At 40.3% G+C, this 24,717-nt stretch carries 26 protein-coding genes and 1 tRNA gene; 12 read left to right on the top strand and 15 right to left on the bottom strand.

The features are described 5' to 3' along the window. Window positions 1-7 precede the first annotated feature (7 nt). The 3 genes from ACZ41C_RS04330 to ACZ41C_RS04340 form a co-directional block, all read right to left on the bottom strand. Window positions 8-1,054: a helix-turn-helix transcriptional regulator gene (locus tag ACZ41C_RS04330; protein WP_464564606.1), complete on the bottom strand. Its 1,047-nt coding sequence runs from the start codon at window positions 1,052-1,054 to the stop codon at window positions 8-10. 178 nt (window positions 1,055-1,232) lie between these two features. Then, window positions 1,233-1,715, bottom strand: a complete 483-nt coding sequence (locus ACZ41C_RS04335) for a Dps family protein (RefSeq protein WP_464564608.1) — start codon at window positions 1,713-1,715, stop codon at window positions 1,233-1,235. 127 nt (window positions 1,716-1,842) lie between these two features. Next, window positions 1,843-2,448 carry a DUF2652 domain-containing protein gene (locus tag ACZ41C_RS04340; RefSeq protein ID WP_138257207.1) on the bottom strand — a complete coding sequence of 202 codons (606 nt, stop codon included), beginning with the start codon at window positions 2,446-2,448 and terminating at the stop codon, window positions 1,843-1,845. A 255-nt stretch (window positions 2,449-2,703) separates the two neighbouring features. Between ACZ41C_RS04340 and ACZ41C_RS04345 the strand changes: the two genes are divergently transcribed. From ACZ41C_RS04345 to ACZ41C_RS04355, 3 genes are all read left to right on the top strand, one after another. Continuing rightward, window positions 2,704-3,285: a hypothetical protein gene (locus ACZ41C_RS04345; RefSeq protein WP_138257206.1), complete on the top strand. Its 582-nt coding sequence runs from the start codon at window positions 2,704-2,706 to the stop codon at window positions 3,283-3,285. A 97-nt stretch (window positions 3,286-3,382) separates the two neighbouring features. Next, window positions 3,383-4,471 carry a DNA topoisomerase IB gene (locus ACZ41C_RS04350; RefSeq protein WP_154918318.1) on the top strand — a complete coding sequence of 363 codons (1,089 nt, stop codon included), beginning with the start codon at window positions 3,383-3,385 and terminating at the stop codon, window positions 4,469-4,471. 10 nt (window positions 4,472-4,481) lie between these two features. Then, window positions 4,482-5,372, top strand: a complete 891-nt coding sequence (locus tag ACZ41C_RS04355) for a mechanosensitive ion channel family protein (protein WP_154918317.1) — start codon at window positions 4,482-4,484, stop codon at window positions 5,370-5,372. A 15-nt stretch (window positions 5,373-5,387) separates the two neighbouring features. Here the strand turns inward: ACZ41C_RS04355 and ACZ41C_RS04360 are convergent, their stop codons facing one another. Beyond that, a complete protein-coding gene (locus tag ACZ41C_RS04360) occupies window positions 5,388-5,600 on the bottom strand; it encodes a hypervirulence associated TUDOR domain-containing protein (RefSeq protein ID WP_464564612.1) in 213 nt (70 codons plus the stop codon). A 284-nt stretch (window positions 5,601-5,884) separates the two neighbouring features. On the opposite strand from ACZ41C_RS04360, the gene ACZ41C_RS04365 reads away from it, so the two are divergent. Together ACZ41C_RS04365 and ACZ41C_RS04370 are read left to right on the top strand one after the other, a co-directional pair. After that, the gene (locus tag ACZ41C_RS04365; RefSeq protein WP_138257202.1) at window positions 5,885-6,154 is read left to right on the top strand and encodes a hypothetical protein; all 270 of its coding nucleotides are present in this window, start codon (window positions 5,885-5,887) and stop codon (window positions 6,152-6,154) included. Window positions 6,155-6,308: 154 nt separating this feature from the next. Continuing rightward, window positions 6,309-6,758 (top strand): ferritin-like domain-containing protein, encoded by a 450-nt coding sequence (locus ACZ41C_RS04370; RefSeq protein ID WP_138257201.1) that lies wholly within the window; start codon window positions 6,309-6,311, stop codon window positions 6,756-6,758. Between the two features lie 36 nt (window positions 6,759-6,794). On the opposite strand, the gene ACZ41C_RS04375 is transcribed toward ACZ41C_RS04370, so the two are convergent. Beyond that, window positions 6,795-7,832, bottom strand: a complete 1,038-nt coding sequence (locus tag ACZ41C_RS04375) for a helix-turn-helix transcriptional regulator (RefSeq protein ID WP_464564615.1) — start codon at window positions 7,830-7,832, stop codon at window positions 6,795-6,797. Window positions 7,833-8,059: 227 nt separating this feature from the next. Between ACZ41C_RS04375 and ACZ41C_RS04380 the strand changes: the two genes are divergently transcribed. Then, the gene (locus ACZ41C_RS04380; protein WP_464564617.1) at window positions 8,060-8,743 is read left to right on the top strand and encodes an SOS response-associated peptidase family protein; all 684 of its coding nucleotides are present in this window, start codon (window positions 8,060-8,062) and stop codon (window positions 8,741-8,743) included. Between the two features lies 1 nt (window position 8,744). Here ACZ41C_RS04380 and ACZ41C_RS04385 read toward each other — a convergent pair whose 3' ends face one another. Both ACZ41C_RS04385 and ACZ41C_RS04390 read right to left on the bottom strand, forming a co-directional pair. Beyond that, window positions 8,745-9,773, bottom strand: coding sequence for an AraC family transcriptional regulator (locus tag ACZ41C_RS04385; RefSeq protein ID WP_154918312.1), 1,029 nt, complete (start codon window positions 9,771-9,773; stop codon window positions 8,745-8,747). 162 nt (window positions 9,774-9,935) lie between these two features. Then, window positions 9,936-10,979, bottom strand: a complete 1,044-nt coding sequence (locus ACZ41C_RS04390) for a helix-turn-helix domain-containing protein (protein WP_138257197.1) — start codon at window positions 10,977-10,979, stop codon at window positions 9,936-9,938. A 251-nt stretch (window positions 10,980-11,230) separates the two neighbouring features. Here ACZ41C_RS04390 and ACZ41C_RS04395 point away from each other — a divergent pair, with 251 nt between their 5' ends. Next, window positions 11,231-11,392 (top strand): DUF1328 domain-containing protein, encoded by a 162-nt coding sequence (locus tag ACZ41C_RS04395; RefSeq protein ID WP_138257196.1) that lies wholly within the window; start codon window positions 11,231-11,233, stop codon window positions 11,390-11,392. A 49-nt stretch (window positions 11,393-11,441) separates the two neighbouring features. Continuing rightward, window positions 11,442-11,624, top strand: coding sequence for a hypothetical protein (locus tag ACZ41C_RS04400; protein WP_138257195.1), 183 nt, complete (start codon window positions 11,442-11,444; stop codon window positions 11,622-11,624). A gap of 51 nt (window positions 11,625-11,675) precedes the next feature. Here the strand turns inward: ACZ41C_RS04400 and ACZ41C_RS04405 are convergent, their stop codons facing one another. Then, window positions 11,676-13,235 carry a hypothetical protein gene (locus tag ACZ41C_RS04405; RefSeq protein ID WP_464564620.1) on the bottom strand — a complete coding sequence of 520 codons (1,560 nt, stop codon included), beginning with the start codon at window positions 13,233-13,235 and terminating at the stop codon, window positions 11,676-11,678. 52 nt (window positions 13,236-13,287) lie between these two features. Continuing rightward, on the bottom strand, window positions 13,288-13,698 hold the full coding sequence (locus ACZ41C_RS04410) for an arsenate reductase family protein (RefSeq protein WP_464564622.1): 411 nt from the start codon (window positions 13,696-13,698) through the stop codon (window positions 13,288-13,290). 136 nt (window positions 13,699-13,834) lie between these two features. Here ACZ41C_RS04410 and cls point away from each other — a divergent pair, with 136 nt between their 5' ends. After that, window positions 13,835-15,259, top strand: a complete 1,425-nt coding sequence (gene cls / locus ACZ41C_RS04415) for a cardiolipin synthase (protein WP_464564624.1) — start codon at window positions 13,835-13,837, stop codon at window positions 15,257-15,259. Between the two features lie 46 nt (window positions 15,260-15,305). After that, a complete protein-coding gene (locus tag ACZ41C_RS04420; RefSeq protein WP_464564626.1) occupies window positions 15,306-15,869 on the top strand; it encodes a hypothetical protein in 564 nt (187 codons plus the stop codon). 8 nt (window positions 15,870-15,877) lie between these two features. Here ACZ41C_RS04420 and ACZ41C_RS04425 read toward each other — a convergent pair whose 3' ends face one another. From ACZ41C_RS04425 to hisC, 6 genes are all read right to left on the bottom strand, one after another. Next, window positions 15,878-17,401: a GH3 family acyl-acid amido synthetase gene (locus tag ACZ41C_RS04425; protein WP_464564628.1), complete on the bottom strand. Its 1,524-nt coding sequence runs from the start codon at window positions 17,399-17,401 to the stop codon at window positions 15,878-15,880. A gap of 257 nt (window positions 17,402-17,658) precedes the next feature. Further along, on the bottom strand, window positions 17,659-18,537 hold the full coding sequence (locus tag ACZ41C_RS04430) for a flavin reductase family protein (protein ID WP_464564630.1): 879 nt from the start codon (window positions 18,535-18,537) through the stop codon (window positions 17,659-17,661). Then, window positions 18,534-19,769 carry a fumarylacetoacetase gene (fahA, locus tag ACZ41C_RS04435; RefSeq protein WP_464565699.1) on the bottom strand — a complete coding sequence of 412 codons (1,236 nt, stop codon included), beginning with the start codon at window positions 19,767-19,769 and terminating at the stop codon, window positions 18,534-18,536. The genes ACZ41C_RS04430 and fahA overlap by 4 nt, the downstream gene beginning before the upstream one ends. A 22-nt stretch (window positions 19,770-19,791) precedes the next feature. Beyond that, the gene (locus ACZ41C_RS04440; RefSeq protein ID WP_464564632.1) at window positions 19,792-20,952 is read right to left on the bottom strand and encodes a homogentisate 1,2-dioxygenase; all 1,161 of its coding nucleotides are present in this window, start codon (window positions 20,950-20,952) and stop codon (window positions 19,792-19,794) included. A gap of 359 nt (window positions 20,953-21,311) precedes the next feature. After that, complete coding sequence (hppD, locus tag ACZ41C_RS04445) at window positions 21,312-22,442, bottom strand: 4-hydroxyphenylpyruvate dioxygenase (protein WP_138257188.1); 1,131 nt, start codon at window positions 22,440-22,442, stop codon at window positions 21,312-21,314. 46 nt (window positions 22,443-22,488) lie between these two features. Then, a complete protein-coding gene (hisC, locus tag ACZ41C_RS04450; RefSeq protein WP_464564634.1) occupies window positions 22,489-23,613 on the bottom strand; it encodes a histidinol-phosphate transaminase in 1,125 nt (374 codons plus the stop codon). Window positions 23,614-23,709: 96 nt separating this feature from the next. Here hisC and ACZ41C_RS04455 point away from each other — a divergent pair, with 96 nt between their 5' ends. Together ACZ41C_RS04455 and ACZ41C_RS04460 are read left to right on the top strand one after the other, a co-directional pair. Beyond that, the gene (locus tag ACZ41C_RS04455) at window positions 23,710-24,162 is read left to right on the top strand and encodes a MarR family winged helix-turn-helix transcriptional regulator (protein ID WP_138257186.1); all 453 of its coding nucleotides are present in this window, start codon (window positions 23,710-23,712) and stop codon (window positions 24,160-24,162) included. A gap of 113 nt (window positions 24,163-24,275) precedes the next feature. After that, window positions 24,276-24,349: transfer RNA gene (locus tag ACZ41C_RS04460), tRNA-Arg, on the top strand. Window positions 24,350-24,717: the final 368 nt, after the last annotated feature.

Raw genomic sequence — 24,717 nt, forward strand, 5'->3', positions numbered from 1 at the left:
AATTAGCTTAAATCACCTCCAAGTTTAAAGGTTTTTTCACATGTGCCTGAAATTCACTTGGACTGATGCCATATTTATTCTTAAAAATTTTAGAAAAATAGCTACGGCTACTAAAGCCAATGGAATAAACTACTTGGGAGATGTTCATATCAGAGTTACCAAGAAAATCCCTGGCTGCTTCCAAACGTACATGCCTTATGTATTCCGTCACAGTACGGGTATATAATAATTTAAAACCTTCTTGTAGTTTGGATTGGGACAGGCCACTTTCCCTAGCTAGTCGTTCCAAAGTATAGTCTTTGGAAACGTTTTTGGCAATCGAATTGGCTAAATCCCTTATTATTTTTAATTCTCTACGTAACAACGAGGTTGAAGGAAGGGAATTTTTGCTTTCCTTTTCATGTTGGGCTATATGCATAGCCAGAATCTCATACACCAATCCTTCAATTTGCATAATTCTAATCATTCCATTTTTACTTCGGACCTTTCTTAATGCAGAAATTTTATTTGCCAGTTTTAAATTGTAAGATCCAAAAAAAGCGAACTTCCTTTCATGGTCGGTGTCCATGAATACATCGTACAGTCGTTTATTTAGTTCCTGTACCCCGTTCAATCGTTTTTTAAGAAATTTTCTTCGGGTTATTAAAATCACATTCATGGAAAGTTCCACCCCCTTTTCAAAATACCCCAAGCTTGTCGTATTGTCCATATTCGCTATGATTACAGATTGAAACTGTTCCAGCTGTCTTAACTCGCTTTCCAATTGGTTGCCAAACCGGTGGCCACATTGACCTTTCAAACAATAATAGAATCGAATAGGGCTAAAATCGGCATAATTACTTTCAAAAATCACATCTTCATGGAAAGTAATATTGTACTCCAACATAGTAACTCCCCAGTCAAACGATATAAAGCGAATATTACCAGTAGCATTTTCGTTATTTATCAATAGTGTAAACTCGCCCCATCGCTCGGAAATTACACCTCCAATTTGTTCCTGAATTTGACGAACATTCTCGCGAGTGGAATTGCCCGTGGTTTTGATTGTTATCATACGCAACTAATGAGTGTACATCAATATAGTAAGGATTTCCTGAAATGTAGTAAAGCACTAGTATTCATTAAGCCACAGGATTTCCAGTTGCGGAAAGTTAAAACCTTTTGATCAGATAAAGACTCTTTAACAAAAAAAAGACCCTAAAATGGAGCTTTAAGAATTAACAAACTACTATTTACAATTGGTCTCTTGTATCCTTTGTCCATGCATCCAACATCCAACTAACCTTTTCCAAACTGGCAATATATCCTCCCATCATATCAATAGTTCCTTCATCCCCTGCTTCATCAGCTTTTTTAATCACCTTGTTCATCTGTTTCAGTATAGATTCGTGATTGGTCAAAATGTGCTCCACCATTTTTTGGTCGCTTATCAAGGAAGAAGTTTCCTTTACTTTTGACAATTTAAAATATTCCGTAAACCGACTTTGCGGATGGTGCCTTAGGGTCAGAATTCGTTCAGCAATTTCATCAATTTTTATTCTCGCATCCGTGTAAAGCTCCTCAAATTTCTCGTGAAGGTCGAAGAAATTTTTTCCAAGAACGTTCCAATGAAAGCCTCTTAAGTTTTGATAGTAAATATTGTAATCCGCCAAGAGTACGTTCAACTCCTCCACAACAGGTTTTACCTCTTTTGTATCTATTGCCAAATAGCTCATGTTTCTTTTTTTTGATTATTAGTTTAACGTTAGTTACAATATAATAAAGCGTTATAGTTTTCCTTGCCTCAATAACATCGACGCTTGACGCAATTCAAATTTTGACAATCATTTAACAATTCGGACACTATTGTTTTACCAAGGGCTTTAAATTAATATAGTGGTAATTGATTTTCCCTACATGATCGTACTCTGTAAAATTTTGCTTTAATGTTCCCCATTCAAATTCCTTGTCAAGGTCATGATCTTTGTAATAGTTAGAAAGGCCCTCGCTAATCAAAATATATTCGTCCATCCTAATTTTATTCTTCAAGAGCCTATGGGCAACAATTAAGTCCTCCCCGAACAATTTTATTCGATTGCCAACCTTGGTGGAAGCCACCTCCTTTCCATAATGAAGGATAATCTTTAGGCCCAAAACCTCTGGAATCCTGGGGGCGTCTTTCTCATCTTTGTATTGGTCCCTTAGCTTTTGCAACTGATCATAAAACTCGATATAAAAATGTTCGCACTGCTCTATCAGTTTTCGTACGGGTGGTAATTTTCCGGTTTTAAAGAACAGGACGGCATCGCCTTCGATTTCCGAAACTTTTAAGCCAATTTTATTGGAGTATATTATTTTGTTCAAAAGCGTGGGAATTACTTTTGAACTTAGGTCAAAATCGGTTCCGCTCATAAATTCCGTAAAACCGCTGATATCGGGAATACAAATTAATGTAGGGGTCGCTTTCATATATTTTTGATGGGATTTGGCTACCAAAAGGCAGCTTTGGGTTTCTTTTTGTTATTTCCTGAATGGTACAAAATAACCCTTTCTTTGGGGGTTTAGTGACTCAAAAAACAAAATTTTTGCTACGTACAGCAATCGTGGTATTCCGTCCAAAACCCTATGTATTCACGGCAAGAATCCTAGGGATACAGCAAAGGGAAACGGCAATGCCCCCTTACTTTTGTTATGAATCGAAGTAGAACAAAATAATTTAGAGAAATGAAAAAGTTGATATTGATTTTTGGAGTGGGAGCTCTTATTACGAGTTGCAATATAAAAAAGGAAGAAAAAGGTGAAATGCCAGAAGTGGACGTAGATGTAATGGCCGACGCCGGCGAATTACCGGAGTATGAAGTTAATTGGGCCGATATTGATGTAGGTACTACTACCAGAACGGTCAATGTGCCCAAAGTGGTAGTCGTGATGGAAGAAGAGGAAGTAGAGGTGCCTTTTATAGATTTTGATATGCCCGAAGGTGACAGTACTCAAGTTTCCGAAAGAACTATTATGGTAGAGGCGGAAGTAACTGATACCGAACACAACTTAGATATACGAAAAATTTATGCCTCTGGAAACAAGCTTTTTGTTGTTTCAGAACTGACAAGTACGGATACATCCATAGCGGATAAAACAATGCGCGTTTCCGACCAGGTAGTGTTGAAGGCCCCAGAACTGGATGTAAAATATTACATCGTCGGTCAAAGACCGGAGAACATGTTCAACAGCAAATATGAATATGTCAACAACATGTCTGAAATTGAAAAAGAAATGAAGGACAGCAAAGTTATTTACGAGAAGTAGAATATTGGTTGATTGGTTGAAAAATGATTCTCGTATGGTAAAACATACTTGGGTCATTTTTTTTTCGCTCTCACCTTTAGGTCTTAAAAAACATTACATGGCAACAAACCCAACCTATGATATTGATTTCATCGATAGGCTAATGAATCGGCCAAGTGAGGCCGCATCTCATTTGGACCTAACATATGTATCGAGGAAAAACCTGTCTATCTTAAGAGTCAAAAAAGGGAAAAAGTTCTCCTATTTACTTCATAAAAAACCCCTAAAGAAAAAATCAGAGCTGAAAAGAATCTCAGCATTGGTAATACCTCCAGCGTGGGAGGATGTAAAAATCTCATCTATTTCCAATGCTCATTTACAGGCAATAGGTTACGATCTTAAAAGCAGGTTGCAATATAAATACCATCCTACCTGGGTGAAGGTTAGAAACAGAACCAAATTTTACAAAATGCGGCATTTTGGCGAGACACTACCTAAAATTAGGGAACGAATGGAGAAAGATCTTTCATTAAATGGATGGCCAAAAAACAAGGTTATGGCATTGATTTTAAAACTCATGGAAGAAACCCATATTAGGATTGGGAGCGAGCAGTATGCCAAGAGAAACAAAACCTACGGACTATCCACACTTAGAAGAAAACACATAAAATTCTATAAGGAAAAACTTCGGTTCGAATTCACAGGCAAAAAGGGAAAAAAACATAAAATAACCCTTAACAACAAGAGACTGCAGAAACTGGTAAGCAAGTGCGAGGAAATACCTGGCTGGGAATTGTTTCAATTTTTTGAGAAGGATGGTACCAAAACCAGTGTTGACAGTGGTATGGTGAACGACTATATTCATGAGATAAGCGGCCATCTTTTTACAGCAAAGGATTTTAGGACATGGGCCGGAACCGTAATTTTCTATGAGACATTGATAGACTTGCCAAAAACTACAAACTCCAAGGAAATCAAAAGGAACATCTTGACCGCCTTTGACCAGGCAGCCAAGGAGCTGGGTAATACTAGGAACGTTTGCCGAAAATATTATGTACATCCTCTAGTGGTCAAGAAATATGAGCAAGGTTGCCTCAATCTTAAAATCAAAGAATCCAAAAGCCAAAACATTGCTACGGATCTAACTAATACCGAAAAGCAAATCTTAAAACTTATACAAGAGTACAAACCCTTAAACAATCTTTAAAACACTGAATATGAAAGAAAAATTTTCTGAAGCGTGGACGAAAATGTTGGAAAAACTGGCCAGTTGGTTCGATGCCTTGATACTCAATTTACCCAATATCATGATTGCCATTGTGGTTTTTATAATTACGGTAATAATATCCAGATACATCAGTAAAGGGGTCTCCAGACTGTTGGAAAAAACAAAATTGCAGGCATCCATGCGGAGTCTATTATCAAAAATAGCATCAATTACCATTGTTCTCCTAGGCCTATTCTTGGTATTGGGTATCCTTAATTTGAGTAAGGCCCTAAATACCGTTCTGGCCGGTGCGGGCGTGGTAGGGCTTGCGGTAGGCCTGGCGCTTCAGGGAGCTTTGGCCAACACTTATTCCGGAATTGTTTTATCCTATATCAAACATATAAAATTTGGGGACTGGATAGAAAGCAATGGCTTTGAGGGGGAGGTGATTGATTTGGACCTACGATCGGTAACCTTGAGGCAACCGGACAACAACCTGGTTTTTCTCCCAAACAAACTAGTAGTGGAGAACCCAATAAAAAACTATTCTACCACGGCACAGTCCAGGGTAATTTTGGAGTGTGGTGTGGGCTATGAATCAGATCTGACCTTTGTTCGGGATTTGGTTAAGAAAACCATTTTGGAAAAATTCGATTCCATAGAGAACAAGGACGATATCATATTTCTATACGAGGAATTTGGGGACAGTTCCATTAATTTTGAAACGCGTTTTTGGATAAAATCAACCTCCGCACTAGAGGTGGCGAAAGCCAAGACCACCGCCATGATCGCGGTCAAAAAAGCCTTTGATGAAAACGGAGTCAATATACCATTTCCTATCAGGACATTGGACTTTCCACAAAAATTAAAAATCGTTTCGGAGAATGATTCAGAGGTATGAGTTTAAAAGTTGATCTTACAGGTGGTGTTCTACCTCACTTTCGCTTTTGAGAACATGGTCACCATCCTCATGTTGAATGTACAGGGCTTTGTTGCCCTGTTTTCCTTTCCTCGTCACCTTAGTTCCTTTTATTTTCTTGGTGACCTCATATTCAAAGGTCTCCTTGACCGTGCCTTTGGCAAAGCCATTGCCCCATTTCCATTGTACTTCAGCTCCTTTTTTAATCATAATTTAGTATATAGGCTTTTGAACTTGTGCTTCCCATTGCCTCTTATTTTTTTGGAGAACAAGGCAATGGGAAGAAGGTTTTAGAAAACCCACAAATTCTAACCAATTTGGAATATTAACTATGGGTATGAAATTCTGAATTTTTAAGATGTAAGCCCATTTTTAGCGCGCCCTTTTTTAGCCCATTCGCTAGTTAAATTAGCCGCATCGATTTGAGCCAAAACTCAAATTTATTCAGCCAAAAGGCCCATGGGATACCATTTATATTTACAAAAAATATAAAGATGACAGCAATTGTAGAAATAATTGGTGCAATATCCATCCTAACGGCAGTTGGATTTCTTATTATTTATGTTAAGGAAAGCTTTATTGATCAACCCAACAAATCAGAATTAAATCTTCAAAAAACGGGTAACAACGAATCTTTTATCAACATGAATGTGGATAGCCTTATTAATGACATTTCCACAGAGACCAATCCAGAAGTAAAGAGAGAAAAAAGAAAACGATTGGAGTCCTTTCGACTTAGAAACAAGTTTTATTATTCGAAATAGGTTAGAGCTAGTTAGACTTAAGGGGCATGCTTATAAAATTAAATAAGCTCAAAAGCCAAGATTGAGGATAGAAAAATTCTTTGGCTGTGGCAAAAAAGGGTGTTAAATGGCCTACATCCCAGCAAAAAGGCCTATCACTTAAATAAAAAATGAAATGAGTACGTATACCGAAAAAGTTGGAGATAAATTGAACGACATCTTGGAAAAGACCTATGATGCCGAAAAAGGCTTTAAAAAAGCTGCAGACAATACGGACAACGTTGCCCTAAAGAACTACTTTAAGAACAAGGCAAAGCAACGCTATGATTTTGGACATGCCCTAAAGGACGAAATCGCGAGCTTTGGCCAAAAAGTCGAGAAGGGCGATAGTTTGACAGGCAAGGCACATAGGGCATGGATGGATATAAAAGCCATGTTCACTTCAGATGATGCGGAATCCATGTTGGAGGAAGCTATTAGGGGAGAAAAGGCAGCCCTTGAGGAATACGAAGACGTATTAAAGGAAACCTCATTGCCTAGTAGTACATCCACCGTACTACGAAGCCAAAAAATGGCCATAGAAAATGGTCTATCCAATATAAAAACCTTGGAAGACCTGGCATAGATAATCTTAAGGATTTGCTTTGAAAAAAAAAGAAGGCTAAGCAGCCTTCTTTTCTTTTTCCAATGCGGTTTTGTTCGCTCTTTTTTTATAGCTCTTGGGACTACAATTATATCTTTTCTTGAAGATTTTACAGAAATAACTTCTACTTGTAAACCCTATAGAATAGACTACCTGCGAAATGTTCAGGTCGGTTGTCCTAATCAATTCCTCCGCTTTGTCAAGCCTAACCAGCCGGATATACTCCCCCAAGGTGGCATCGTGCATGAACTTGAAGCCTAACTGCAATTTGGAAGGGGAAAGTCCGGATTTTTCCGAAATACTGTTGATACTGTGTTCGGCTTCGGGATAATTGTTGATGTAATCCGTAAGATCGCTGATCATCTGCAACTCCTTCTTCAAAAGTGTGGTAGCCGGCTTTAAGCCTTTTTCAAGGTCTTCTTCAAACTGCTCTATCTGCTTGGCCATAATCATGTGACACACGCCGTTAAAATAAGTAAGTGAAGAGATGGAATCCGCATATTTTGCATCCTCCAATTGCTTAATAAGCTCGCCAATTTCCAAATTGAACTTGCCTACGTGTAGCCGACCCATAATTTCCTTATCATAGGAGTTCAGTAGGGAAACCACGGTATCAAGTTCCGCTTCTTCTGCGCCTTTTTGGTATTCTTTCATGTCGACCCTTAGACAATTGAATATTACATGCTCGTCCCTTTTAAAGATTAATTTTGTGTTGTGTTCATTATCATCGAAAACCACCCCGGTCTGTAACTCCTCCAATTTGGTCACGATTTCATGACCACTGAATTTGTGAAAGCAATTGCCTTTAAGACAGTAAAACATAAATACGGTATCGTTGTCCGGTTTATCCATCGGGAGTTCAAAATCCTTATTTAAGGAAAGGTCGAATTCCATGGCCATAAGGCCATTTTCCAGATTTACTATATTAATTTGTCCTGAGCCAATGGATGAATCTACAACCAACACTGGAACTCCCTTGTCATTTGTAACTTCACCTTTAAACCTCTCATTCAAGAGGTTTAGCTCGTGCAAAGCATTTCTTCTGCGTGTTTTCATATTGGTACTATTTTTAAGATTGTGTAGGATTTTACCCTATTTTAAAATTAAACCTAATTTATTTGGACCATTGCCGAAATACCATAAATCTTTAACGAAATACAGTAAAACACCGCCTTTTTCATCCAAATAAGCTCCTTACTTTTAATGGGTTAGCTTTTTTGGTGATTCAATCAAAACCAAGATTAAAAAATAGCTTACTTGCATCTGTAAAATTGAGGAGGCATATGTATTTTAAACTATCGAATACAGCGGAGCGGGAGACATTGGAAAGAATGACTAAGGCCTCTTTTAAATATCCAAACCTTTACAAACAACAAGGTATCATACATGGATTAAAAGAGGTTTCCATTCCAATCATTACCATGGAAGAAAAAAGTGAACTTTCATTGGCCATCTGGGGACTTTTACCTGAAAGCCACACAGCAGACTGGAGTATATTTCAGAATAATTTCAACACCTTAAATTTTCATGAAACTTCCATGGATTCTGGATTATGGTATTCAGATGCATTGGAGGCTAGAAGGTGTTTGATACCTGTTACAGGATTTTTTACAACGTTCATTGAAAATGGCACAGCCTATCATTTTAAGGTAGGGCTCAAGAATGGCGATCCCTTTTTTCTCGCAGGTATCTACACTGTGTTGGAAGATGGGTTTATTACCTGCGCGCTTTTGGTTGGAAAATCCAACGACTTTATGAAAAAAATACAGAACGGTGTAGATAGCATGCCCATTAGCATTTCAATGGATGAAAAGGACGAATGGCTTGATGTAAAAACAACTCCTATGAGAACTCGGCAATTATTAAAAAAGCCAATACAGCAAGACTACAACGCCATATCCATATCAGAAACATATTATAACTATGATAATTTGGAGTACAACCCTTCTATTTTCTTAGGGAATTGAATTAATCAATCTTTCCCGTTTTTAGGTATTTCCGATAATCCGTTGGTAGGATTCCATAGGATTCTTGAAAAATTTTGGAAAAATAGCTTCTGCTTTTGATACCTACCAAGTAAACGATTTCAGAAACCGTAAGATCACTATTCTTTAAATAATCTTTGGAGACTTCCAATTTTAGTTGCCTAATATACTCGTTTACGGTTTTGGAATAGAGTAACTTGAAGCCCAATTGTAATTTTTTGGGAGTCAATCCAGATTTTCTTGAAAGTACCTCGATAGAAATGGTTCCCGATATATTATCTATAATATACTCTGAAAGCGTGTTTATTTTTTTGATGTCCTCCTTGGACAGTGATTCCATTGCACATTCCTTGGTTTCAAAATTGTGATGTTCCAATAGTTGTAATGAAAGAATTAGGTAAATCCTCCCTTCAATGGACAAGGTCCGCATTATGCCGCTCTCATGAACATTGTCCAACTGCTTTACCTCATTGGCTATTTTTAGGCTATAACTACCTCCATGGGAATAAGGAATAATGTTTTTTTCATCTTTGAATACGGACAATAACAGTTCATTTAAGTGACTGACATTATTATTCTTTTTTTTCAAATATTCCTTCTTGAAGATTCTAATCATATTCACCTTTAGTTCTTTATTAGATGGAAAAATGAAGTTTTTTTCCTGAAATCGTTCCGGTGAAATAATGATGTTTTGGAATTGTTCCAACTCCAATTTTTCGCCCAAATGGCCCTCCTTATATGTAAGTCCACCTTTTGAAATAAAAATGAACTCCAAGGGTGAAACTCCCTTTGATTTTACGGTAAGCTTAATGTCATCAAAAAAAGTAAGGTCCAAATCAAACAATGATACGCCCCAATCAAACTCCATACTCCTAATAATGCCCTTTCCTAGCTCATTATCAAAGGTAACTACACGTTCTCCCCATTGTTCTTGCAAAGACCCTTTAAGGTTCTCTTTGAAGCCAAGAAGCATATCTTCATCCCTCACACTATTTATAAGAATCTCTTTCATAGCTATTTAAACTTAAAAACAACTAATGCAAAGAAATTGGAATTATATAGTTTCGGTTAACAATTATGAAACGTTGATTAACACAATTGCGATGCTTTGGGGGTAAAAATTTTGTTAAAAAAATAAATGGAGTCACTATTTGCTCAACTGTGACTCAATAGATTAAGTGGTTTTAGAACGCTCTTTTTGAGGCTTTAATTTTTTTAGATACTGGGTGGGTGTCATGGCATAGCGCTCCTTAAATAGCTTTGAAAAATAACTTCTTGAGTTGATGCCAATTTTATAGGTAATCTCAGTTACGTTGAGATCGGTCCTTTCCATCAATCCCTTCGCCATTTCCATACGCTCGTTTCTGATGTAATTGTTTACTGACATTCCGTAAAGATGTTGAAAACCACTCTGTAAGGTATTTTGGTTAAGGCCGACCCTTTTGGCCAGCGCGATGATATTGTCTACCTGATCTAATTCACTGGAAATGATTTCCGCGGCCTCCTCCAACTTTTTAACGGTAGCCTGTCTTAGTATTTTTCTATTATCTGGATCTGAAGAATCATCCACATACTGTCTTAAGTGATGGGCCACAATTTCATAACACTTCCCTTCGATAAAAACACTCCTAGGAAAACCGGATAATTCGCACTGCTTTATTTCCTCAATGCACTTGGCGATGTCCAAACTATAATTGGCCTTATAAAAAAAAAGGTTGACCCCGTTCACATCCCTAAAAAGGGCTTCAAGGTCAGAATCCATATCCGGCAGAAAATCCCCTATTTTTTCCTCGAACCTTTTACGGTTGATTTCAATGTTAAAAAAACAAATAGGTTCTACCGCCGGTAGAATTACCATATTACTATGTTTTCCATTGCTGGATATCATTGCGCTCTCCAAATGCCGTATCTCATGGGCATCTTCCTTGCCGTTAAACCTATGGACAAAACTGGACTCTTTGTTATAGATAATTTCCAATGGTTGCACCAAAGATGGGTTGAGCTCAAAACGAACCTCCTCCTTTAATCGCACATCTAAATCCATCAATGCCACCCCATGGGAAAATGACATGGCCATGATGGTACCTGTACCGGATTCCTTTGGGATATCAATACAAATCTCATTGTTTTCGGTTTCGTAATCAACTTTTAAACGACCTGCAATATCCTTGACAACGTCTACTAGGCTAAGTTCCTTAAGTTCTTTTTTTTCGGCCATTAGTATTATGTGATATGCGTACAAGATAAAACAAATTTTAATCATGATTCGCTTATCAATTCAACTGTAATGAACAAGGTTAAAGGGTGACCAGCTCCAAAATAAATCTCTCAAAACACCAAAATAAAATATTATTTGAATGAGTCAAGGATAACGTTTATACAACAAAGACTATCAGACAATTAGTATCATCTTTGGGTATGGAAAAAAGGAGTGACCTTTTAGTACATTAAACAATAAATACACATATTATGTTAAAATGGACAATTATATTTATAGTACTAGCCATCATAGCAGGAATTTTAGGATTTGGCGGTATTGCGGCAGGAGCCGCGGGTATAGCGAAAGTACTTTTCTTTATTTTCATAGTACTTTTTCTTATTTCACTTATTAGAGGAAAAAAAGTGGTTTAAATTACCTAAAAACAACCTTTAACAGATTAATAACCCAAAATTAAAAACGATGAGAAAGTCATTATTAATGTTCCTGTTCTGTCTAATGACGGTTGGAATTGCATTAAGTTGTCGAGAAGAAAAATCGGCTGGTGAGAAAATTGAAGATGGCGTAGAGGAATTAGGCGAAGATATTGAAGACGGAGCCGAAGAAGTGGAAGATGCCGTAGAAGATGTGGCCGATGACCATTAAAATAAATTCACAAACTTAAAAGAGGGCCATGCCCTCTTTTTTTATGCCCTTTCACTTCCTTTTCCCACTTCCGGTAACCACATCAATTAAACCATCTTCCAAACCGATCCATAGATAATTGAAAAAAGACTTGTTCCGATTTCTTTCCACTTCCATTGTTCCATGTCGATAACCATCGTCATCAACCTTGGAACCGTCATTGATAAACAGATTACCTATAAATGACATAATCTTTTTTACGTGGCTTCGCTCTTTGTTCAAAAGTTCCAGTTTAAAATCCTCGTAGTTCATTTTGATATCGCCCTGTGCCATAAAATCCCCGCCACTTAAGGTAAAAAACATCTGATCTATGGTTCCCTGGGCCCGTAATCTGGCATTTGGCACCAAAAAATCGTTTAAAGTGGAAGTTTCCATATTGCTCAATCCGCCAGAAATGATGAAAGTATCCTTAGGGTCAAAGACATCAAATTTCCAGTCGAGGTCCAGTTCCCCATTTCCCATAAAGTTGGCGTTGATTCTAATATCCACGGTTTCCCCTTCATTTTCCGTATTTGAAAAATTACTAATATGCGCCCCAAGGTTTTCAAAGGTAAGGACACCCGGTCGTACATTGTTTGGGGCATCTTCTTCATAGCTGAGAAACCCGTTGGCCAGTTCAATACCCTTTATTTGAAGTTTTATGGGCAACTGCCGGATAAGTTGGGAATATAATGGCCTTATTTTTGGGTTTTCCATAAGACTTTTGTCCCTATAAACATTAAGAAAGGGCTCATAAGCCACCACGGTATCCATTTGCAATTTCAGCACTTCATCAATGACGGTTAGGTCGTGATTTTCTATTCTTATTTCGGGAACCTTTAATGAAACATGGTCCCTTTCGTAACTGATCTTTTCGCTGAGTTCCCTGCGTGTATATTTCGTTTTGAATTCAAGCTCCATAATTTCGATAGACTCGTTATCCATTTGATAAGACCCCACCTCAAATTCCTCAAATTCCCCGGACGGTCCACTTATCTGATTGAATGAAAATTGGTATTCCCTAAACTCCATAGGGATATAGTCCTTGATTTTTTCTGTGTCCGTAGCGACTTCCTTTATTACAAAATCCAGGGTGCCCACGTTCAACAATTGCTTTTCCCCGTTGGAGTCCCAAATTTCCATATGGCCATCCTCCAAAGTGATAGTGTTTACGGATATCGGCTTTAATAAATGAATGGGCGTATTCCCTTTGGATGCAGTCGTACTATCCGCAGGGCAGGTATTAAATGTAAGATTGGGTTTGGACAAAAGGATTTCGGTCGCATGGATCTCACCCTTAAGGAACAAGCGCCAATAACTGAACCCCTTGATGGCTATTTTTTCCATATTCGCTGAAATCTCACAAGTGGAGGTTTGCCTACCCAAATTGTTCACGACCGGATTTTCAAAATCCAGATTTCCCTTTATGAGGCTTATATCCAATTTATTATAGGAATATTGGACATGGGAAGGCACTTTCCGTTCCAAGAATTCTGCAATCGCCTTCTTCATCTGCCATTCAGCGAAAAAATAGAGTCCGATCGAAAGCATTAAAAACCCCAATAGCCAAACACTGATTTTGTTAACGTTCATTCGCTACTGGGTTGAAGATTCAGGTGATGGAATTGCCATACACCTTATACGATTACTGATCAGGATTCTTTAATCCGGCACTATCCGGAGCAATGAATTTTTTAAAACTCGCCGCATTTTCCAATTCTAAATACTGATCATCGTTCACGGCTATTGGATGTTTTAGAAGATGTGGTTCCTTTTGAAGGATTTTTATACAATCGTTTTCGTCCAGGTCCTGTCCCTGTTCCCCATAGACATTTAAAAAATCTGGATGGTCCATAGCGATCAAATCCTTGATATCCTTGTTCAGACCATCGGCCAATTCTACCCATTGGGTACCTGTGACCTTCGTTTTTGAAATATCTACGGCTAGATTCTTTTTTTTCGAAGACTGAACATAGGCGTGTATTTGTTTACCAATAGTATTTTCAGAACTATAGTATAAAGTAATTTGTCTTTTATCCATTGCGATGGTGCCCATTTTCTTTAATTTTTAAATTTAATATCCTATCCCGCCCTTGCTTGACCCATTTCAAATAAAAAGTGTCGGTAATGCTATCAGGGCCAAAAAACACTTAAAAAATACATTATATTGTTGATTCCTTTAAAGATACAAAATGAACACCTTTCTTTGGATAGGCTACTTTACCGTAACCATTTGGAGTATTGTCAACATTATATTCTATGGCCAGCGTTCCACGAAGATGATCAGTTGGTCCCTTGCCGTCATCATACTCCCCTTTTTAGGCCCCATTTTATACTACCTTTTTGGTATAAACCGCAGGAAATTTAAACTGTTCAAGCTTAAGCAGACTGAAAAGCGCAAGCTGTATTCGGAAACATATAAGGAGCTTAAAGGCGGGAAACAGAGTGTTCATGATTTTTCGAATTACAAACATGATAAGATTGCCTCCTTAATAAGAAAGAACAGTTATTTTGCCCCATATGAAAACAACACTATAGAACTCCTGAATGATGGGGAATCGGCATTTGGGGCCATTTTTGATGCTATAGAAAAAGCGGAAAAGTTTATACATATCCAATACTATATTTTGGAAAAAGGAGACCTTTTGGATAGGTTTTATGAATTATTCTCCAAAAAAATAACCGAAGGGGTGGAAATTCGCATACTTTACGATGCTTTGGGAAGCCATTCCATACGCGGGAAGGTAGTTAAGCGATTTAAGGATATAGGGGTCAAGGTTTTCTCCTCTATGCCCATAAGATTTGGCAATCTGCTGTTTACCTTAAACTATCGTAACCATAGAAAAATAGTAGTCATTGATGGAAAGGTAGGTTTTACAGGTGGCTTTAATGTATCGGACAAATACATCAAATCCATATCGGAACTGGGGGTGTGGCAGGACCTACATCTTAAATTACAGGGACCCGTAGTGAATAGCCTGCAACGGGTTTTCATCAAAGATTATCACTTTGCCAGTGATGAGGACCTTTTGTTACAGGACAAATACTTTCCAAAATTTGACGGTAAAGGGGAAAGTATCGCCCAAGTGGTATCCAGTGGTCCGGATTCCAAATATCCCGCCATCATGCAGCAATATCTGGCAATGATCAATAGCGCGAAAAAAAGCATATGCATAGCCAACCCCTATTTCATTCCTGGGATGCCCGTTTTGGAGGCCCTACAAATAGCCTCGCTCAGTGGTGTGGAAGTAAACCTCCTGACCCCCAAGGTTTCTGATTCGTTGTTGGCAAAGTACAGTATGTTCTCCGGTTTCGAGGCACTGCTTAATGTTGGGGCGAACATTTATCTGAGGTCTGATTTCTCCCATAGCAAGGTTATTATCATTGATGGCGAAATCGCATCGGTGGGATCGGGAAATTTTGATTACCGAAGTTTTGAGCATAACTTTGAAACCAATGTCCTAATTTATGATAAGGATATAGCCAAAAAAATTGAGGAAATATTCTTTGGCCATTGCAAAAAGGACATTCAATTGGAATTGGTTTCCTTTAAAAAGCGTTCCATTTTCATCAAGTTTATGGAGGGTCTCGCTAAATTCTTTAGCCCATTACTTTAATACCGAAATTTTGAACTTTATAGCCGCACTAGTACCGATCCTATTTATGCAAGCCACCCAGCCACACATCATACCCGAGGAAATTAAAGAGGAAGCCTTGATAGCCTTGTCCCACTATCCAGAACTAGCGAATACACCCATCGAGTTCAAGTTCAAAAAACATATTGAAAAATCTACCATGCAGGCGCAGCCCGCTTTTTGGAGTGTTTTTAGGCAAAAAAAGAAAAGGAAGTACAAAATTTTAATAAGCGAAAAAATCAAAATTGCCGATAGTGTTTATCTCACCAAGGACATTCCCTCTAAAATCATGATTGGTTGGCTGGGCCATGAATTGGGCCACATTATGGATTTTAGAAATCGCAGTGGACTCAATCTCATTGGTTTTGGTATCAGATACCTATCATCCAAAAGATACATTCGGAAGGCGGAGCGTAGGGCGGATTCCTTTGCCGTAATCCATGGTATGGAGGATTATATATTGGCGACCAAGGAGTTTATTCTGAAAAAGGCCGGACTCACTGAAAGGTATGTTAATAGGATCAAACGCCTGTACTTAAGTCCGGAAGAAATCATGCTATTGGTTGAGGAGCGGGATGCCGTTGTTGATTAAATCGAAAACTATAGTTCTTTTTGGACAAAGTCCTCCCATTCTTGGAATTTGTCCTCGTCCATGACACGCTCCATTTTAACCTGTCCGCCCTTTTTCTTGTTCCGATTGTTCCATTCGTAAAAAACATCGGGTTTCACGACAAATACCTTGACCCCTTGCAAGGCCTTTGAGCGTGCCACCTTATAGTTTTTGTTCGCATTTTTTAAGGACTCGTCCAGGGTAGCTGCCGCTTTCTTAGGGTCCAGTTGGGCATCGGTTCCCAAATACCACGTATGATAAAATCCGTCGTCGTACTTTTTTGCACAAAGCGTATATTCCGGTACCTCCACATCAAATGCATCCTCCAGTTCCTGCAGGGCATCGTCCAATTTATTAACCGAGAGTTGGGAACCAACGGTATTTAGAAAAAACTTGGTCCGGCCCGTAATCTTGATTTCGGCCCGTTCCACATCGGTAAATTCTATGGTATCCCCAATAAGATAACGCCAAGCACCGCTAACGGTACTAATGATCAACACATAATTTTGACCTTTTTCCACCTCAGCAAGCGTCACCGATTTCGCTTCTTGGCTTAGTGACCCATCTTCTTGTACCAAATCTGGGTCAAAGGGAACAAACTCGAAATAGATACCGTTGTCCGTCACCAACTTCATGGCATCCGTTTCCGGTCTCGCCTGGAAAGCGATAAACCCTTCAGACGCTAAATACGTATCAATAACCGTTATTGGGCGACCCATTAAGGCATTGAAACTTTTCTCATAAGGACCAAAAGCGACACCCCCGGAAGTGTAGACCTCCAGATTGGGCCAAATCTCATGGATGTTTTTGAGGTTATGTGCCTTTATGACCTCTTTCAACATCAACTCTATCCAGGAAGGGATACCGCTAAGTCCTCCAATATCCCAATTGGGAGCCTCGGCTACTATTTTTTCCACGCGTTCGTCCCAATCGTCTATCTTGGCGATTTCCTCACCAGGTTTGTAATACCCCCGGAACCATGAAGGGATATTACTGGCACTTATGCCACTTATTTCACCTTCCAAATGGTCCTTTTGTTCAATAAGGTCTGTAGAGCTACCCAGCATCAAAATACCCTTTTCAAAAAAATCAGATGGAAAATCAAAATTACTCAGGGCCAATACCTGCTTGATACCGGCCCAACGAATTGCTTTGATCATTTCTTCCGTTACGGGAATCCGCTTACTGGTCTTTCCCGTGGTTCCGGAGCTTAGTGCGAAGTAATCCGGATTGCCGGGCCAAGTGACGTTTTCCGCGCCTTTATGGAGCTTTTCCCACCAATTGACACTAATGGAATTGTAGTCAAAATAGGGAACGGTTTCCGCAAAAGTGCGCTGAATGTCCTCGGAGGAAAGGATTTCAGGAAATTTATAGGCGGTTCCAAATTGCGTTTCGGCTGCAGACTCCAATAGGGATTTAAGAACTTCCTTTTGTTCCGCAACAGGATCGGATTCTCCAGAAATTGTACCGGTAACATCTATAATACCTTTAATAACACTTCCAATGATTGGCATAACGTATACTTTTGGTTATTGATAAAATTAACACTCCTCCATCATCGAGCTTCCTCAAAAGGACTTTTGTTTGACTGCTTTGAAAGTTTGTTTTTTATTCATTATGAATCACCCTACTTGACAAAACGTTGATTATGTAAGCCCTTAAAGGAATACCATACAATCTTTTAAAAACTAGACCCCAAAGGTTTTTGAAACCTTTGGGGTCTTTTATATCAATGGATTATCCCGCTACCTACGGATTATGAACTATATCCCTACTGAATACACAAAAGCGCCAGGGCCTCCTCTGTCCGATTCTCGTCCAGCCATTGCTGGGCCAACTTATGGATTTTTACGGTATCCATGGAGCTTTCCAACAGTTCCTTGATTTCGGGCAAAGCCGCAATCCTATCGATGGATTCCTGTGTGGGAAGGGCCTCCAGGTTCCCCAATCGGCCTAAATTATTACCCGTTAAAACGATACTGTTCCGTACTTTTTCGGGCAGTTGATCCACGCCGATACCTTGGTTTCTGATGGGTTTTGGAATCTCAAAAAGCGATGTCCCACTGGAACGTGTGTACCAATTTCCGCCCATACGGCCCACAAGATCCAATTTCTGGGTATCCAATTGGGCGTCCTTGTCCAGATACTCCTCGTTAATATGCACCAATTCCACTTTTGCCAAAATCAGGTTTCCAGCTCCCGGTGTATCGGCCAATTCTATCACTTCCGTGACCGAACATTCAATGGCCACCGGCGCCTCCCCCACCCTGGGCGGTTTCACCTTTTCGCTGGGGACCTCCGTAAATCCCGCCTTCACAAATTCATTGACGCCCTTGTCGTACGAAGTACTGGCCAAGGACATTTGCTCCACCATGGGGTAGTTGACAATATTGATCACCACCTCCGGCACTTCCAGTACATTCTGATGGGAATGCTTCATGGATCCGTCACGTCCGCTTCGATTGGGTGAAAAAATCATGATGGGCGGATTGATACTGAAAATATTGAAATAACTATAGGGGCTTAAATTGACATTGCCATCTTTATCCACCGTACTGGCAAAACAAATGGGACGTGGCGCTACGGCCGATAAAAGATAGGCATGTAGTTCCTGTTGGGAAACCTTATTTGGATCAATCGTTTTTGTCATATTTCAATTTTTAGCGGAAGAATTTTTCCCGAAACTTCACCGAAGCCTACTTTTATAAAATCCCTTTCCGCAACCCCTCTTAGGGTAATGGTGTCGTTGTCCTCCAAAAAGGTTCGGGTTTGTCCGTTAGTTAGTTGAATTGTTTTTGTTCCGCCCCAAGAAAGTTCCAAAAGCGAGCCGTAGGCCGTTTCGTCCTTCCCGGAAATGGTACCCGAGGCCATCATATCGCCCACTTTCACATTACATCCGTTTACGGTGTGATGCGCCAACTGCTGGGCCATGTTCCAATACATGTATTTAAAATTGGATTTGCAAATGGTTTGGGATTCCGAATTTTCGGGAGCTAAGGTTACTTCCAATTGAATATCATAATTATGGGCACCCTCGATTTTTAAATAGGGAAGCACTTCCGGGTCTTGTTTTGGTCCCATTATCTTAAAGGGTTCCAAGGCCTCTAAGGTCACGATCCACGGGGAAATGGACGATGCAAAACTTTTGCCCAAAAAAGGTCCCAAGGGAACATATTCCCATTTCTGGATATCGCGGGCGGACCAATCGTTGAACAATACCATGCCAAAGATATAGTTCGATGCCTTATCCACAGGAATGGATTCTCCCAATTTGGTTTCCTTGCCCACAATAAACGCCATTTCCAGTTCAAAATCCAACCGAACGGAAGGTTTAAAAACGGGTGTTTCCGCTCCTCTGGGCAATACTTGGCCTTTGGGTCGATGTATGTCGGTACCGCTCACGACAATGGATGAAGCCCTACCGTGATAGCCCACGGGAAGGTGCTTCCAATTGGGAAGCAGCGCGTTTTCCGGGTCCCGGAACATTTTGCCTACATTGGTGGCATGCTCCAAACTGCTATAAAAATCTGTATAGTCGCCAATTTGGACGGGAAGGTGCATTGTCGCTTTGTCTTGGGGAACGAAGGCATCGGGCCTAATTTTTAGGGGAGAATCCTCCTCCATCAATAGCTTTTGTACCTCCAACCGAACCTTGTTGGTAATGGGTTTGCCGAGGGCGATAAAATCGTTCAGAGTGGATTGCAAAAAATAGCGCGGTTCCACCGCCAATAAATTGGCCTTGGCCAATACGGAAAGGTCCACGATCTGTTCGCCTATGGCCATACCGGCCCTAGGGTTTTTTCCATCAGCAGAAAATATCCCGAAGGGCAAATTATAAATAGTGAAATCCGAATTTTGTGGTACGTGTACCCAAGTGGTCAACGGCTTCATGTACGTGCTGTATTTATGAATTCAACCAAGAACGGTAGTAATCCCCGTCGTCCAGTTTTAGGGCATTTTCCGTAACCATCAAGGGCCTGAAGGTGTCTATCATTACGGCAAGCTCCTCAGAACCTTTTTGGCCGATGCTTCGCTCCACGGCACCCGGATGCGGACCGTGGGGAATACCGGCCGGATGCAAGGAAATATTGCCCGGAGCCACCCCATTCCTGCTCATAAAATCACCGTCCACATAGTACAGCACCTCATCAGAATCTATGTTGGAATGGTTGTAAGGAGCCGGAATGGATTTTGGATGATAGTCGTACAATCTGGGCACAAAGGAACAGATCACAAACGCCGATGTTTCAAAGGTCTGATGTACCGGTGGCGGTTGGTGTATCCTGCCCGTAATCGGTTCAAAATTATGAATCGAAAATCCGTAGGGATAATTGTAACCGTCCCATCCCACGACATCAAAAGGATGCCCTTCGTAGATCATTTCATGCAGCACCCCTTGTTTTTTGACCTTTATGAAATGATCCTCCAAATCCGTGAACGTTTCCAAATCTTGGGGGAGTTTATAGTCCCGCTCGCAGTATGGAGAATGTTCCAACAACTGCCCGAACCAATTTCTATACCTTTTCGGGGTGTAAATGGGCGTGAAGGACTCCGCGTAAAAAATCCGGTTGTCCTCAGAATCAAAATCGATTTGATAGATCACCCCTCTAGGAATGATCAGATAATCGCCATATTCAAAGGGAATATTACCAAAAATAGTTCGCAACGTACCCGTACCCTTGTGGATGAAGAGCATTTCATCCGCATCGGCATTTTTATAGAAATAATCCGTGACGGATTTCCGTGGCGCCGCTACGCCTATATGCACATCATTATTGATCAATAGGGGTTCCCGTGCCTCCAGAAAGTCGTCCTTGGGTTCCACATTAAAACTCACCAATTTTAGCGAACGAATGTGTTTTTCCAGGGCGATTTTTGGGGACATATCCGTGCTCTTTACAATTTCCTTGACCATAGTGGGCCTATTGTGGTGATAGAGCAGCGAGGACATGCCATCAAAACCTATGGTGCCGAACAATTGCTCCGAATACAGTTCCCCATCCGGCCTACGGAACTGCGTGTGCCGTTTTGGGGGTATGTTTCCTTGTTTATGATATATGGGCATCGAATTTTATTTTAATTGTTCCTTACTTTTAAAGTTAGTCATTTTAGTACATGTGGCATAAAAGCGGCAAAAGCCGTAAATCAGGACTTTACCACGATTCACTTTGTACTGAATGTTGTGACGACGAAGTCGGTATGGCTTTTGCGCCGGATAAGCGAAGCCAAAGCCCCGAAATTCAGCCAGGCATTGGCATGGCGCGGGGTTTGGCGAGCGGTTTTTGACTTGCTTAAAGTCAAAAATCCCACTCAAAAGTGTCGTTTGTTTTGGTTCGTTTTCTTTGGACAAGCAAAGAAAATGAACAATTTTACACTATGACCTTCACACTCACAACCACAATACTTTTATCCCAAGCATTGGTTTTACAAAGTACCCCTCAACTCTTGCTCCCGCTCAATGGCCTCGAACAATGCCTTAAAGTTTCCTTTTCCAAAGGAAGTAGCTCCTTTTCTTTGTATGATTTCAAAGAACATGGTGGGCCTTGCCTGTACCGTTTTGGTGAAAATCTGTAACAAATAACCTTCATCGTCACGATCCACCAAAATTCCCAGTTTTCGCAGGGAATCTATATCCTCGTCTATTTTACCCACCCTTTCGGTTAGCACATCATAATAGGTGGTGGGAACGGTCAAAAATTCCACCCCCCTGCTTTTAAGGTCGGATACCGTTTTCACGATATCGTCCGTAGCTACAGCAATATGCTGTACCCCTTCGCCTTCGTAAAATTCGAGATATTCGTCCACTTGGGATTTTTTCTTTCCGGGAGCCGGTTCGTTAATAGGGAATTTGATACGCCCGTTACCGTTACTCATCACCTTGCTCATGAGGGCCGTGTATTCTGTAGAAATATCCTTATCATCAAAGGAAAGAATCTGTTTGAAGCCCATGACATCCTCGTAGAACTTCACCCAATAGTTCATTTTTCCCTCTTCCACATTCCCTACCATGTGGTCCACAAATTTGAGTCCGGCGGACTCTGGCTTATAGTCTGATTCCCATTTCCGATATCCGGGCAAAAAGACCCCGTTATAATCCTTTCGTTCCACAAAGATATGGACTACCTCGCCATAGGTATGAATACCGGAACGAACCACTTTTCCGTGATCATCTTCCTCCACTTGGGGTTTCATAAAGCTTTTGGCACCTCGTTTTACCGCCTCCTCGTAGGCATAGGTGGCATCATCTACCCAAAGGGCGGTTACCTTAACGCCATCACCGTGTTTATCGATATGCTTACCTACCTCGGTACCACTTTTTAAAGGGGACGTTAATACCAAGCGAATTTTATCCTGTTGAACCACATAGGATTCAAACTCCCTACTCCCGGTCTCCAAGCCTTTGTAGGCCAAGGACTCAAATCCAAAGGCGGTTTTATAAAAATGGGCCGCTTGTTTGGAGTTGCTCACATAGAGTTCCAAATAATCCGTGCCGTTTATGGGCATAAAATCAGTTGCTTTATCCTGCTTCTTCTCTGCTGCTATGGTTGTTGACATATGTTTTTATTTTATTGTTGTTAATGCAACATAGTTGCGAAATTTTTTACGTTGTTACTTCTTTTTGTTTGATGACCGCTTCCAAGGCATCCAACATAGCGTTATTTGCCGCCCGGGTACCGAATGAGATACGGACTTTACCGGGGGCACCAAAATTACCCACGGGCCGCACCATGATTCCTTTTTGTTCCATCTGTTTTACCAACTCGGTGTCCGATATTGGGGGTTGGATCATGACAAAGTTTCCCTGGGTGGGCCAATATTTAATATGTAAATCCTTCAATCCATGCAACACAAAAGCTCGTTCCTTTCGAACCAAATCCACGGTCTCTTGTACGAATTCCCCATCTTCCAATGCCGCAATGGCTCCTTCCAAAGCCATTGAGGACAACAGGAACGGTTTACAGATTTTTCGCATGTAACTGCTGATGTGTAACGGTGCATAGCAATACCCTATACGAAGTCCGGCCAACCCGTAGGTCTTGGAAAAACTGTTGATCGCGATGATATTTTTGTTCTGTTTTACAAAGGGAAGCCCTGTCACATAATCCGGGGCATCGGCAAAATGCCGATACACCTCATCCAGAACCACGATTACATGTTCCGGAACTTTGTTCATAAAATCCTCTAAAACGTCTTTTGGAATAAAGGTTCCCGAGGGATTGTTGGGCGAAGCCAAAAAGACCAATTTGGTACTATCGGAAATAGCCTTCAAAATACCCTCAAAATCATATTCAAAATTCGTGGTCATAGGTACATTGATTGCCGTTGCTCCCATCCACCTTGTAAACGCAGTATAGGGTAGAAAGCACGGCTGACTCACAATGACGGTATCCCCTTCCCCAAGAAAGGCCTTTGAAATTAGGTCGATAATTTCCGAACCGCTGTTCGCCGTTATGAAATGATCTTCTGTAAGTGCTTGGTCAAAATCCTTTACCAAGGCCTGGCGCAAACGAATATCCGTATTGTCCGGATATTGGCTCAAATCATCCAACGAAGCAATCAGGGCCTGTCTCACTTTTGGGGAATACCCCAACGGATTTTCATTGGAGGACAGTTTATGGACATCAATACCTTGGGGCATTACAATTTTCTTGGCGCCACCTTTATAGGTGCTGTCCTCTAAAATATATGTTTTGAATTGTATCGACATGATGTTTACTTGGTTCATCAATCCGGTCTAAAACTACAAAAAAAATTCCATTTTGTTGCATTAACAACAATTTTAACGATTTTCTATGTATTTTTGTTCGACGAAAGGCGAAATATGGACCGTACCGAAGGATTTGGCGTATACATTGACCGTACCCTTAAAAAGGTGCAAAGTACTTTTTTACAAGTGTTCGATGATAATGATATTGACCTAACCATTGAACAGTGGGTCATTCTCCAACGGGTGCATTTAGAAGGTACCGATGCTTCCCAGGCAGACATTGCCAAATCCAATTTTAGAAATAGGGCGACGACCTCCCGCGTCATTAGCGGACTTTGTAAAAAAGGTTTGTTGAAAAAATCCCGATTCAGGGACGATCAAAAGCGCTACAAATTGGTGATGACAGAAGAGGGCCAAAAGCTCATGAAAAAAGTACTTCCCTTAATTCAGGATTTAAGGCGGGTCAGTACCATTCATATTTCAGAAGAAGCCTTTGAAACCTTCTATCAGGTCCTGGACCAGTTATACGATAACTTTGACAAATACGATGGATACAAAAAAACTTGACCCAACCCTTCGCTATTACCGTATTATCTTTTATTGATTTTGGTTTTAACAATATGGATTTTTTACTAAATTTGCACCCACATTTAAAAAACCCATTCTTTTAAATGTTCTATGGTCGCGTAGCTCAGCTGGATAGAGCATCTGCCTTCTAAGCAGACGGTCACACGTTCGAATCGTGTCGCGATCACGACACTCGAGAACCACGCCAATTGGCGTGGTTCTTTATTTTTAGGAGAAATGCAAACCTGTTTGCCAGTTCGAACAAAAATAAGGGCCCGCAGCGGTAGCTGCTAGGTTTTGTATTGGCAACTTTGAATGCAATCGTGTCGCGATCACGAGTAAATCTAAACAAGGTTGTAAACAAAGTAAGCTAAAACATAGCTTGCCTTTATTTTTTTGTAAGGATATTATAGCTAGCCACACTTGATTTTATAAATATTCATCGAAAGAAATGCAAAGACCGTTCCCGAGAAGAATTCTTCCTCGAAACGGACACTTTTAACCAAAAATTGTTGAATTTAGAGCTATATTAAATTGGGGAAGGTGTAATAAAGG

It is taken from the genome of Maribacter sp. C-4077, assembly GCF_055378385.1.